Annotated in this window: 9 protein-coding genes; 4 read left to right on the top strand and 5 right to left on the bottom strand. The window is 69.3% G+C overall.

What is annotated here, in order from left to right; all coding sequences use genetic code 11:
* Nucleotides 1-2 precede the first annotated feature (2 nt).
* Genes AB0L70_RS23605 through AB0L70_RS23595 form a run of 3 tightly spaced genes read left to right on the top strand, consistent with a single transcriptional unit; the run spans nucleotide 3 to nucleotide 3633 of the window.
* Nucleotides 3-194, top strand: coding sequence for a hypothetical protein (locus tag AB0L70_RS23605; RefSeq protein ID WP_363687518.1), 192 nt, complete (start codon nucleotides 3-5; stop codon nucleotides 192-194).
* Between the two features lie 21 nt (nucleotides 195-215).
* Nucleotides 216-1766: a glutamine-hydrolyzing GMP synthase gene (gene guaA, locus AB0L70_RS23600; RefSeq protein ID WP_363687917.1), complete on the top strand. Its 1551-nt coding sequence runs from the start codon at nucleotides 216-218 to the stop codon at nucleotides 1764-1766.
* 25 nt (nucleotides 1767-1791) lie between these two features.
* Complete coding sequence (locus tag AB0L70_RS23595; RefSeq protein ID WP_363687516.1) at nucleotides 1792-3633, top strand: tetratricopeptide repeat protein; 1842 nt, start codon at nucleotides 1792-1794, stop codon at nucleotides 3631-3633.
* 6 nt (nucleotides 3634-3639) lie between these two features.
* Here the strand turns inward: AB0L70_RS23595 and AB0L70_RS23590 are convergent, their stop codons facing one another.
* The 3 genes from AB0L70_RS23590 to AB0L70_RS23580 are packed head-to-tail and all read right to left on the bottom strand — an operon-like array spanning nucleotide 3640 to nucleotide 8960.
* Entirely contained in the window at nucleotides 3640-6306 is a 2667-nt protein-coding gene (locus tag AB0L70_RS23590) for a hypothetical protein (protein ID WP_363687514.1), read from the bottom strand.
* A complete protein-coding gene (locus AB0L70_RS23585; RefSeq protein ID WP_363687512.1) occupies nucleotides 6303-8066 on the bottom strand; it encodes an HSP90 family protein in 1764 nt (587 codons plus the stop codon). The genes AB0L70_RS23590 and AB0L70_RS23585 overlap by 4 nt, the downstream gene beginning before the upstream one ends.
* A 48-nt stretch (nucleotides 8067-8114) precedes the next feature.
* Complete coding sequence (locus AB0L70_RS23580) at nucleotides 8115-8960, bottom strand: TetR/AcrR family transcriptional regulator (protein WP_363687510.1); 846 nt, start codon at nucleotides 8958-8960, stop codon at nucleotides 8115-8117.
* Nucleotides 8961-9035: 75 nt separating this feature from the next.
* On the opposite strand from AB0L70_RS23580, the gene AB0L70_RS23575 reads away from it, so the two are divergent.
* Complete coding sequence (locus tag AB0L70_RS23575; RefSeq protein WP_363687508.1) at nucleotides 9036-9869, top strand: NAD(P)H-binding protein; 834 nt, start codon at nucleotides 9036-9038, stop codon at nucleotides 9867-9869.
* Between the two features lie 12 nt (nucleotides 9870-9881).
* Here AB0L70_RS23575 and AB0L70_RS23570 read toward each other — a convergent pair whose 3' ends face one another.
* Nucleotides 9882-11054 carry an Rv2578c family radical SAM protein gene (locus tag AB0L70_RS23570; RefSeq protein WP_363687506.1) on the bottom strand — a complete coding sequence of 391 codons (1173 nt, stop codon included), beginning with the start codon at nucleotides 11052-11054 and terminating at the stop codon, nucleotides 9882-9884.
* Between the two features lie 55 nt (nucleotides 11055-11109).
* On the bottom strand, nucleotides 11110-11877 hold the full coding sequence (map, locus tag AB0L70_RS23565) for a type I methionyl aminopeptidase (RefSeq protein WP_363687915.1): 768 nt from the start codon (nucleotides 11875-11877) through the stop codon (nucleotides 11110-11112).
* Nucleotides 11878-11886: the final 9 nt, after the last annotated feature.

Below are 11886 nucleotides of genomic sequence, written 5' to 3'. Positions count from 1 at the left end.
TCGTGAACCTCTCCTCTCGGCGCCGGGTCCGGCTGTGGTTCGGGCCGCACCAGATCGCCGACTACATCGGTGACGACGCGGCTGCGACCAGGTACGAGGCGAAGATGCGCCGCCGCTTCCCCGGGCTGGAGATCACCAACGACCCGCTCGGGGTCCGGCCCGCGGATTACAGCCCGGCTGAGGTGCACCGATAGGCTTTGTGGGTGACCCAAGAAATGCCGCAGCATGAGTTGGTTCTGGTTGTCGACTTCGGGGCGCAGTATGCGCAGCTGATCGCCCGCCGGGTGCGCGAGGCGAAGGTGTACTCCGAGATCGTGCCGCACTCGATGCCGGTCGAGGAGATGCTGGCGCGGAACCCGAAGGCGATCATCCTGTCCGGCGGACCGCAGTCCGTGTACGCCGAGGGCGCGCCGCGGGTCGAGTCGGGCCTGTTCGAGGCCGGCGTCCCGGCGTTCGGGATCTGCTACGGGTTCCAGGCGATGGCGCAGACCCTCGGCGGCGAGGTACGCCGTACCGGGCTGCGCGAGTTCGGTCGTACGCCGGTAACGGTGAGCGAGCCGGGCAAGCTGCTGGCCGGGATCCCCGCGGACCTCAACGTGTGGATGTCCCACGGCGACGCGGTCCACGCCCCGCCGGCGGGTTTCGCCGTACTCGCGGCATCCGAGGGCGCGCCCGTGGCTGCGTTCGAGGACGTGGACCGGCAGCTCGCCGGTGTGCAGTGGCACCCGGAGGTGCTGCACTCGCAGGCCGGTCAGGCGGTGCTCGAGCACTTCCTCTACGACATCGCCGGCTGCAAGGGCGACTGGACCACGACGAACGTCGTCGACGAGCAGGTCGAGCTGATCCGCCAGCAGGTCGGCGACAAGCAGGTGCTGTGCGCGCTGTCCGGCGGTGTCGACTCCGCGGTCGCGGCGGCCCTGGTGAGCAAGGCGATCGGCGACCAGCTGACCTGTGTGTACGTCGACCACGGCCTCCAGCGGGCCGGTGAGTCCGACCAGATCGAGAAGGACTTCGTGGCCGTCACCGGGACGCGGTTGGTGGTCGTCGACGCGGAGGACCAGTTCCTCGGCGCGCTGGCCGGCGTGACCGACCCGGAGCAGAAGCGCAAGATCGTCGGGCGCGAGTTCATCCGCACCTTCGAGGCGACCGCGCGCCAGCTCGACGCGGACCGGCACATCGAGTTCCTGGTCCAGGGCACGCTGTACCCGGACGTGGTCGAGTCCGGCGGGGGCACCGGTGCGGCGAACATCAAGTCGCACCACAACGTCGGCGGCCTGCCCGACGACCTGCAGTTCTCGCTGATCGAGCCGCTGCGCACACTCTTCAAGGACGAGGTCCGCGAGCTCGGCATCGCGCTCGGCCTGCCCGAGACCCTGGTGTACCGGCACCCGTTCCCGGGCCCGGGCCTCAGCATCCGGATCATCGGCGAGGTGACCAAGGAACGGCTCGACATCCTCCGCGCCGCCGACCTGATCGCCCGCACCGAGCTGACCGCGGCCGGCCTGGACCGCGAGATCTGGCAGTTCCCGGTGGTCCTGCTCGCCGACGTCCGCTCGGTCGGCGTCCAGGGTGACGGCCGGACCTACGGACACCCCGTCGTACTGCGTCCCGTCACCAGCGAGGACGCGATGACCGCCGACTGGGCCCGCCTCCCGTATGACGTCCTCGAAAAGATCTCCACCCGCATCACCAACGAGGTCGACGAGATCAACCGAGTAACCGTCGACATCACCAGCAAACCCCCGGGCACCATCGAGTGGGAGTGACCCCGTGGGCCAGGATGCTGGCTCGATGAGTGAAGGGGTGGGAGATCCGCGGCTGACCGCGGAAGGGGAAGTAGGGCTCGCACGGCTCGCGCTGGACGACGACGAGCTCAGGCACGCGGCCGATCACGTGGCGGGCGCCCTCGCCGCGGATCCGACGCTGCCGGATGCGCACGAGGTGCTGGCCACGCTGCTGAGCCGGCCGGGCGGTGGCGTGGAGCTGTGGCCGCTCGAAGGCGACATCTTCATCGGCACGGTCGTGGCCCGCGCGCACGCGCTGGCCTGGCGGGGTGAGTTCGCCGAAGCCCTTGGCCTGCTGGCGTCCGCCCAGGGCCATGAGCCGTCGATGCGGTGGGCCGATGTCGCCTGGGTGCTGGACCCGGCCATGCCTGGGAAGTGTCAGCCGAGCGATCTGGTCAGCGTGTTCGCGCAGCTCTTCAGGGCCATGCCGGAAGGGCAGAACGACGACCTGCAGGCGGCGTACGCGCCGTACCTCGCGCTGGCACGCAACATGACCGCCGCACATCCCGGATCGTCCTGGGCCTGGTGGGCGGCGTCGGTGTTCCTGCGGCGCCACGGCCGGTACGACGAAGCCGTCGAGGCAGCGAAGCGATCGGCCGAGGTGGAGCCGAGCGACCGGGCCGCGATCGCTCTGGCGTACGCCCTCCGCGAGCAGGGCCGCACCGATGAGGCCCTGGCCGCCCTGGAGCAAGCACTCACCTTCGACTCGGGCAACCTGTCGGTGTACGCCGATATCGCGTCCCTGCTCGGCCGGGCCGACCGGCTGGACGAGGCGATCGGCTGGACCGAGCGGGCGCTCGCCATCAACCCCGGGCACGACTGCTCGCAGATCGAGCGCTACGGGCTGCGGCACCGGCGGTACGGTCGCGTCGACGAGTTGGTCGGCATCGCTGACCTGCTGAGATTCGCGGAGCCGGGTACGCACGAGGCCCAGCACGCGAACGACGAGCTCACCGACCCCTCCCGCCAGGTCTGGCTCGGCGGCGTCCCGGCTCCGACCGAGGCAGTCATCAACGTGCTCGGACAGGTCCTGGAACAGGAGGTCGCCCCGACCGGACCGATGTCCCTGGCGGTGTCCGCGGTGGAGCCGCCGAGCGCGCTCCTCGCCTTCGACCGGGTCATGCCCGGATCCGACGTGGCGTTCAACGAGGTGCTCGCACCCGACCCGCGGCAGCCTGTCGCGATCATCGGCGGACCCGCCAAGCCGGTCGGGCTGACTGTCTGGACGTACGACGGCAACCTCGCCCGGCCCGCGGTTGCGCCGCCGACACCCGAGGGCGCCGAGGCTGTAGCCCGGGTGGCTCAGGTGGTCTGGGCCCACCTCCCGGCGGCGTACGACGGCGCCGTACTGCTGGCCGACACCCGGCTAGACGACCTGCTCGGCGTACTGGTCCATCCACCGGCGCTCCAGTCCGACGACCGGAGTGACTGGCCGATGTGGATCCGGTCCCTGCAAGTTGCGGCCTGTCTCGGCATCGCCCACCATCGGACCGACGAGCCCTGGCAGTCGTCGACCCGGCGCCGCGTCCTGAGTGATCTGGTCTACGGCCCGGAGGACTGGGTCACCGAGGCCGCCATGCTCGCGCTGGTCGCGACCGCGTGGGTCGACCCGGCCGCTCGCGGGGACGTGGCCGACCTGGTCGGCTGGCGCTTCATGTCCGCAGCAGAGGCCGCGAAGGCGCGCCCGGTCACGATCCTGGAGTCGTTGGCCCTGCTGGCGTTGGCAACCCCAGCTCTGAACACTGCGGTCGCCGACCTGGCCCGAGACATCGTCAACCTGCCCGCCGTCGACCCGGAGCCTGCGCCCGCCCCGGAACGCAAGAAGCGCGGCCTCTTCCGCCGCCGCTGAACCCGCTCACTCGGCGCTGAGCTGTTCCTCCAGCTTCGTGGCGTCGTGGTCGCGGCCCTGGGTGCGGAGGCGGTCGACGAGGAGCCAGCCGGCGCGGTACCAGGGTTCGGTGCCTTGGGTGAGGGTGGGGAAGAGCTGCTCCACGTACGTCTCGTCGGTGCTGTGCTCGGCGACGAGGAGGCGGGCGTTGACGTGCTGGTCCTCGAAGCCGCCGCGTTCGTAGTGCTCGGCGGCCTGAGTCGCCTGCTGTACGGCGATGTTCGGGTCGCCCTGCTGGAGGGCGATCAGGGCCAGGTCCCAATGGATCCCGGCCGTCTGGAAGATCACGTGCTGGTCGGCTGACGGCAGCGCGTCCAGGATCGGTCGGGCGCTCTCGATCAGCTGGACCGCGCGGGTGAAGTCGCCGGTGTACCGAGCGGACTGGCCGGCCAGCCGCAGTGCTTGTACCTGTCCGGTCGGCTGCTCGGCGGCGGCGTACTGCGAGGCTGCGGACACCAGTACCTCGACCGCCTCCTCGTCCCGGTCGAGCTGCTCGAGCAGCAAGCCTTCGTCCTGCCGGACCATCGCCAGCCAGCCCGGATGCGCATCCGCGGGCGCCGACGCCTGCAACTCGCGCACCTTGGTCAGTGCGGACTCCAGTTCGCCCAGTGACCGATACGCATCGACCAGTACGCCGCGTGCGTCGGCCAGTGATTCGGCCAGCCCAGGATCGCCACCCAGCACAGGCAGCGTCTCTTCACCGGTCTCCGCTGCCTCCAGCGGACGCCCGGTCTGCAGGTACGCGCGCGCCAACTCCAGTCGCGACAGCGCCCCCTGGACTTCCAGACCCGGTACGCCGGCTATCAGCGCGACGGCCTCGGTCAGGTCCTCGGCTGCCTCGGCCGGGCGTCCAAGCTCGAGACGGATCCGCCCGCGCTGCCGGAAGGCGAAGGACCGCACCAGTTCACTCGCTGCCCCGGACGCCACCGTGGCGGCCTCTTCTGCTTCCTCGAAGCGACCCAGCTGCGCGAGCAGGTCGCCCTGCATCATCGCTGCGCCGGCCAGAAGGTCTTCCTCGACGTCCGGACGCGCGCGCAGCTCACGCAGTTCGCGTACGGCGTCCTCGTACCGGCCGGCGTGCGCGTACATGGTGGCCAGCGAGTACTGCCAGTGGCCCTGGCGGCGTGGCTCGTCCGTAGCGATCAGCCGGCGCAACGGCTCCACACCGGTCGCGAGTCCTTCTTCTACCTGTCCCTGTTCGCACAGGAGGCGGCCGATCCGGCCACGGTCGCGCAGGAGGCGGATCTCTTCGCCAAGGTCGGCGTACAGCGCGAGTGCTTCGCGCCAGGACTCCAACGCACGCTCCGGGTGCTCGAACGCCAGCAGACCGCGACCGTCCAACGCACGGGCGCGGTCGAGTGGGGTCCACTCGCTCTCCGGCACCTCCTGCTCGAACGCGGTCCAGGCGACGATCGCTTGCTCGGAACGTCCGCGCTGCCAGAGGTCCTCGGCCTCGTCGAGCCAGCCACGGCCGGTGGGCGCCGGCCGCGCAGGCTCGGCCTCCGGCTCAGCGGGTGCGGCGGCGGGCTGGGCCTCCTTCCGGAGCTGGGCGCGCCGGGCAGTCTCCGACAGCGGCAGGTACTCCACCCACGGCTCCGCGGTCAGCGTCTTCCGGATCTCGTTGCTGCGATGCGTCGTCCCGTTCCGTGCGTCGAACTGCGCCGCGAGCTCCAGCGCCCGCGCAGCCAGCGTCTCGGCCAGCTCGGCCGCGCGGATCGACGCTCCAGGCTGCCGGATCATCAGTCCGGCGTCGACCCGGCTCAGCGCGAGCGAAGCACCCGCCGCGAACACCATCTCGGCGTACGGCGATGGCGGGTCGGCCAGCTCGGCCGCGTGCCGCTCGATCAGCTCGACAGCCTTCAGTTCGTTGCCGGTCCGGGCCAGGAACACCACGTGGTCCGCGTGCTCACTCAGCTCGCCGACCCGGCTGCGCAGGAGCCGGTACGCCTTCCGGTGCGCGTCGACGGCCTCGGAATACATGCCCTCGGCAACATACGCCGGGAGGAGCGCGGTCAGCATCTGCTGCGGCTGTTCGGCGCAGGTGAGCTGCCCGTCCAGGACATTCACGGACAGTGCGACGGCGTCCGCCGTACGTCCGACGCTGGTCAGGTGGTGCACCTTCGACGTCGGGTCGCAACCGACGCAGTCCGACAGGTCGTCGCGCGGCGCGGTCGACCACAGCCGGAACTGCTCGGCCGCCGTCTCCGCGTCACCGATGTGGTGGGCAACCAGCCAGCGGTGCTGGTGTACGGCGTGCATGCTGTGACCGCTGAGGCGCCACCGCTTTTCCATGTCGTCCAGAACGGCGTACGCACGCTCCAGGGGCACCTCCGGGAACTTGCTCAGCGTGCTCGGCGCGTACTTGAAGCACCAGTGGAAAGTGTGCCCGTGGTCCCGGTAGCGATCGGGGAACGCGTCCCAGTCCGCCACACACCGCGCGAACGGCACCAGCGACTTCCGCGGCTCCCCACCCATCACGTACGCCGTCACCAGCGAGAGGCGGCTGTAGAACGCCAGCTCAGCCTCCTCCTCCGCATCGGCCCGCCGTACGACGTCCTCGAGCAGAGCGGACCGTGCTTTCCCGTACGGCGCACTCTCGGCGCGCTGCAACCGGTCAAGGATTTCCTGGTTCATCGCGTCGGGTCCTCTTGGGTAGGCACGGCCTGGTCGAGCAGACCGAGGAATGAGCGGTTCACGAGCGCGGAATCCGCCGGGCTGATCGGGTGGTAGCCGAGCATCAGTGCATGTCCGTAGAGGCCTTCTACCGCGAGCTGTGTGAGCTCACGGTCGTCCAGCGAGACCATTCGCCGTACCAAAGGGCTGCGGTAGTTCAGCACAAGCTGCGGGCGGCTGTCGTCGTGTGTGTCGAGTGCACCGAGTACTTCGGACCAGAGCGCGTCGGCGCGGTCCTTGGTGGCTCTGAGCTCACTGGCGAACTGCGCGGACCGGTCCACCAGGTAGAGCGCCGGCAGACCGGCCGGCTCGAACGCACGGACCACTACCTCGCAACCGACCGAGTCCAACGCGTCCTGCGCGAGCTGCACGAACGGACGGAGCCGGAGCTCGGTCTCCGGGTCCAGACTGTCGAAGCTGGTGCTCAGCTCGGTCGGATCGAACCGGGTGGTGACTAGGTCGGGTATGACCTCGGGCAGTCGCTCCAGAAGCTCACTGTCGTACGTGTAGCCGCCGTTCACCACAGTGATCTGCTGTGCGGCCGCTACAGCCGCCAGTTGGCGGAATTCCTCGACAGTGGCGACGTACCTGATCTCACTGCCGCGCTCCTGGAGCTCGGCGGTGGTCATCCGGCCGTGGTTGGTCTCGAAGCGCAGCCAGCGGTGCACGAGCCGCAGCATGTCGTCGTCGTGCAGTGCGAGTGCTTTCACCCCGAGCTGGTGGATACGGAGGAACTTGTCCAGCTTGGCGGGGTCTGTGTTGCCGAGGCGGACCAGCCAGCCGCGGAGTTGCGCACCCAGCGCGTCCCGGGTCGCTTCGAGGCTGCCATCGTCGAAGAGTGCCTCGCGGCTCGCGGTCGGCCGCAGCTCGGACGTGTTGATGACCGCACGGACGAAGAATGCCCAATCGGGCAGTAGGCCCTCGACGTTCTCGGCCAGCAGCATCCGCTTGAGGTACACGCGATGGGTGGCCCGCTCGGCCGGGTTGGCGGCGAACGGCAGCACGAACGCGACGCCGGTCAGGCCGGCGGCCGGGTTGTTCAGGTGGATTACATCGAACGGGGTGAAGCCGAGCTTGTCCTGTGCGTAGCCGACGAGCTCGGCCCGCTGGTTGGCCGCTTCCCATGGTGCTTTGCCGTCGGTGACGCGGTCGTCGTCGACGGTGATCTCGATCGGCAGCAGTGCGCCGAACAAGCGGATCAGCTCGACCACGGTCGCCTTCTTGTACCACTGCTCGGCACCACGCCGGGCCTTGAGAGTGACCGTCGTCCCCTGCTCGGCCTTCGACGATGCTTCGGTGATCGTGTAGCGGCCGTCCGCCGTGCCGATCCAGTGTGTGGCCGGGCCGCCGGCGGGCTGGGTGACGACCTCGATCTCGTCCGCGACCATGAACGCGGACAGCAGGCCGATGCCGAACTGGCCGAGGAACTCGGTCCGGGCGAACCCGATCTCGTCCCGCTTCGAGCTCCGCCCGATCGTCGCGAGCAGTTCGCGCACCTCGTCCGGCCGGAGCCCGATCCCGGTGTCGGAGATGCTCAACCTGTCGTCAGCCGTGCGTACGTCGATCCGCTGCGGCGCCTGTGGATCCACGGCCTGCCGGGCGGTGATCGCGTCAACGGCGTTCTGCAGCAGTTCGCGCAGGTAGACCCGCGGGCTGCTGTACAGATGGTTGCTCAGCAGATCGACGATGCCTTGCAGATCGACCTGGAAGTTCTCGCTCACCGCAGCAACTTACGACATCCCGGGGCCTGGAGTTTCCTCCCGGGAGAGCTAGCGGGATTGCTGGGCCTCGATGCCGTCGAGGATGCGGTCGAGGCCGTAGCGGTAGGAGTCGGCGGCGGCTTCGCGGGTGGTGGACTGGTAGCCGTTCGCCTCCCAGATCGTTGTCATCGCGGGATGTCTCTCGACGTCGAAGTACTGCTCCCACAGTTCGTTGCGCTCGTGCCACCAGGCGTCGTTGCTCTGGCCGGTGGCGCGCTCGATCAGCTCGCTCTCCGCTTCGAGTCCGGCCGCCGAGTCGACGTACGTCGTGATCGCGAGCGCTGCCGTGTTGGTCTCGGTCGGGCTGAGGCCGAGGGTGAGCATCGCGGACAGCAGGTACTCACGGGCGGCCAGCATGCCCGGGCCGACCGGCGGACGGATCGTCGACACCTGACAGAGCCACGGGTGCCGCCGGAACATCGCGCGGGTCTGCTCGGAATAGATCTCCACCTGCTCCCGCCAGTCGTCCGGTCGTGGTTCCTTCGGGCCGGGTAGCTCGCGCTCACCCAGCACCTCGTCCACCATCAGGTCGAGCAGTTCCTCCTTGGAGGGGACATAGGTGTACAGCGTCATCGTCCCGACGCCGAGCTCCTTCGCCACACCACCCATCGAGGCCGCCGCAAGCCCCTGCTCGTCTGCTAACCGAATCGCCGCCGACACCACGTCGTCAACATCCAACGAAGGCCGCCGCCCAGCCCCCCGCCGCCGTTCATCCGGCCGCGACCCTTCGTCTCCCGTGCCGCCCAGCTCGCGGTCGGCGCCTGGCGGAGTGTCGTTGGTCGATTTGCGGTGGTTGCGCCAGAGCAACGCGAGCGTGCGCTCCGGTTGCCCCTCACCACTTCGCCGCACTGCCACGGAGCAACCATAGGCGCTCTCTTGAATTCTCGTATACCCTACGAGAATTGATTTCGCCTCGAAGGGAGAACCGGCATGACGATCCTGGTAACAGGCGCGACCGGAAGCGTGGGCCGATTGCTGGTGGACGAACTCGTCGCCGCAGGTGCGCCGGTCCGAGCACTCACCAACAACCCGACGCGAGCAGCCCTACCCGCCGGGGTTGAGGTCGCCCGCGGGTATCTGGGCAAGCCCGCGACCCTGCCTGCCGCGCTGACCGGTATCGACACGGTGTACCTCGCACCACTTCCGGCGTACGTGGACGACTTCGTCCGCTGTGCGACAGCGGCCGGCGTGCGGCGGGTCGTCGTACTGTCCGGTGAGCCCGCGGACTATGAGGCGCAGGGGGATCCGTCGACCTGGCACTACTACCGGATCGAGCGTGCGATCGAGGCGGCCGGCTTCGACTGGACGTTCCTGCGGCCCGGGCAGTTCATGACCAACACGCTCGACTGGGCCGAGTCGATCAAGACCGAGAGCGTGGTGCGATCGCCGTACGCCGAAGCCGTGCAGACCCCGATCGACCTGGGCGACATCGCTGCGGTCGCACGTGTCGTCCTGCTGTCCGAGCGCTTCTCCGGTCAGAAGCTGACGATGAGTGGACCGGAGGGGCTCACGGCTCCCGAGCAGGTCAAGCACATCGCGGCGGCGATCGGGCGCGAGGTCCGCTATGAGGAGCTCACGCCGGACCAATATCTCGACCGGCTCGCGCCGGCGATCGGGCTCGAGACCGCGCAATGGTTGCTCGATGGCTTCCGGATGATGGCGGAGTATCCGATGAAGCCCGAACCGACTGTGCCTGAACTCACGGGCCGGCCGGCGATGACGTACCGCGAGTGGGCAGTCGCGAACGCCTCCGCTTTCCGCTGAGTATTTCGCCGGTCAGAAGAGGGGTTGCTGGGTGGAGGGCGGCGGTGGGGCCGGTTTTCGGGGCGGCCGGCGGCGGAAGCGGGATGGTGCAGCTTCGCCCCAGCCGGATGACTCGGCGGAGGGAGCGTCGGGGCCGGCGGCCTCGACGACGCCGCGAGGCTGGCGGGGCGCGGCGTCGGAGCGGGCTCGGCGAGCGGGGGCACCGGGTAGAGGCTTCGAGCGGTGGCTGGAGCCTTTGCCGAAGCCGTGTTTGTCGAGGAGCGGACGGGCCTTCTCCTCGAAGGCGTTGCGGAAGCTGGGCGATGCGTAGGAGCCGTGGGCGTAGAGGGATTCGTAGCGGGAGACGAGGTGAGGGTGGTCCTGGGCCAGCCAGGTCATGAACCACTCTTTGACGCCAGGGCGCAGGTGGAGGACGAGAGTGGTGACCCCGGTGGCGCCGGCTGCGGACAGTTCGGCGAAGAGGTGGTCGAGGTGCTCGGGGGAGTCGGTGAGCCAGGGGAGCACGGGGGCGACCATGACCCCACAGGGCAGGCCGGCGTCGCGGATGGCGCGGATGAGGTCCAGGCGGCCGCGGACCGAAGGCACGCCCGGCTCCAGGTGCTTCCGGAGCTCCTCATCGCCGAGCGCCAGGGAGATGCCGATGCCGACCGGCACCTGTTCGGCGGCTGCGGAGAGCAGGCCGAGGTCGCGGCGGAGCAAAGTGCCTTTGGTCAGCACCGACAGGGGTGTGCCCGAACTGGCCAGTGCGTCGATGATTCCCGGCATCAGCCGGTAGCGGCCCTCGGCCCGTTGATAGGGATCGGTATTGGTGCCTAAGGCAACTTGTTCGTGCGACCAGGACGGGCGGGCGAGTTCACGGCGCAGCACCTCGGCCACGTTGGTCTTCACGACGATCTGCTGGTCGAAGTCCAGGCCCTGGTCGAGCTCGAGGTACTTGTGGGTCGGGCGCGCGAAGCAATACCGGCAGGCGTGGGTGCAGCCGCGGTACGGATTGACGGTCCAGTTGAACGGCAGCGCCGTACCCGGCACGGAATTGAGCGCCGACTTGGAGACCACCTCGTGGAACGTGACGCCGCGGAACTCCGGCGTCGTCACCGACCGCACCAGCCCGGCGATCGACCCGAGCCCCGGCAAGGTCCCCGGGGTCTCGACACCGATCTGCTGGCCGGCCCATCGCATAGCCATAGTCGAACACATGTTCGATATGAATAGCAACTGCGAATGGGTGGCGGGGACGGATTTACGGGACGGTGAGGATTTCGGGGCCGTTGGGCGTGATGGCCACGGTGTGTTCGGCGTGGGCGCCTCGGGTTCGGTCGGCGGATCTCAGCGTCCAGCCGTCCTCGTCGATGACGTAGGTGGAGCCGGGGCCGGTCCAGAACCAGGGCTCGATGGCGAAGACGTGGCCGGCGCGGAGTTTGAGGCCTCGGCCGGGGCGACTGCCGTTGGGGATGTGTGGGTCCTCGTGCATGCGGTGCCCGATGCCGTGCCCGCCGAAGTCGAGGTTGGTGCCGAGGTTGGCCTCGCGCCCGATCCGGCCGATGGCGGCGCCGATGTCGCCCAATCGACCACCGTCCACGGCGGCCGCGATCCCGGCCGCGAGCGCGCGCTCGGTGGTCGCAATCAGTTCCAGGTCTTCGGGTCGCGGCGTACCGACGCAGAAGCTGGTGGCGGCGTCGGCGCACCAGCCGTCGACCGAGGCGCCGCAGTCGACGTTGAGCAGGTCGCCGTCCTCGAGGCGGAGGTCGCTCGGGAGGCCGTGCAGGACCGCGTCGTTGACCGACGTGCAGATCACGCCGCTGAACGGGCTGGTCGCGAACCCGGGCTGATATCCCTCGAACAACGACACCGCTCCGGCGGTCCGGAGGACGTCCCGCGCTACCTCGTCGAGCTCCCGCAGCGAGACCCCGGCAGCGGCCTCTTTCTTCACGGCCGCCAGCGCGTTGGCGACGACGCGACCGGCGGCGCGCATCTGTTCGATCTCTGCCGGTGTCTTCAGCTCGACCATTATCTGCTT

The organism is Kribbella sp. NPDC051952 (genome assembly GCF_040680855.1).
In the GTDB taxonomy this organism is placed as follows: domain Bacteria; phylum Actinomycetota; class Actinomycetes; order Propionibacteriales; family Kribbellaceae; genus Kribbella.
This window is presented reverse-complemented; position numbering and strand designations above follow the sequence as displayed.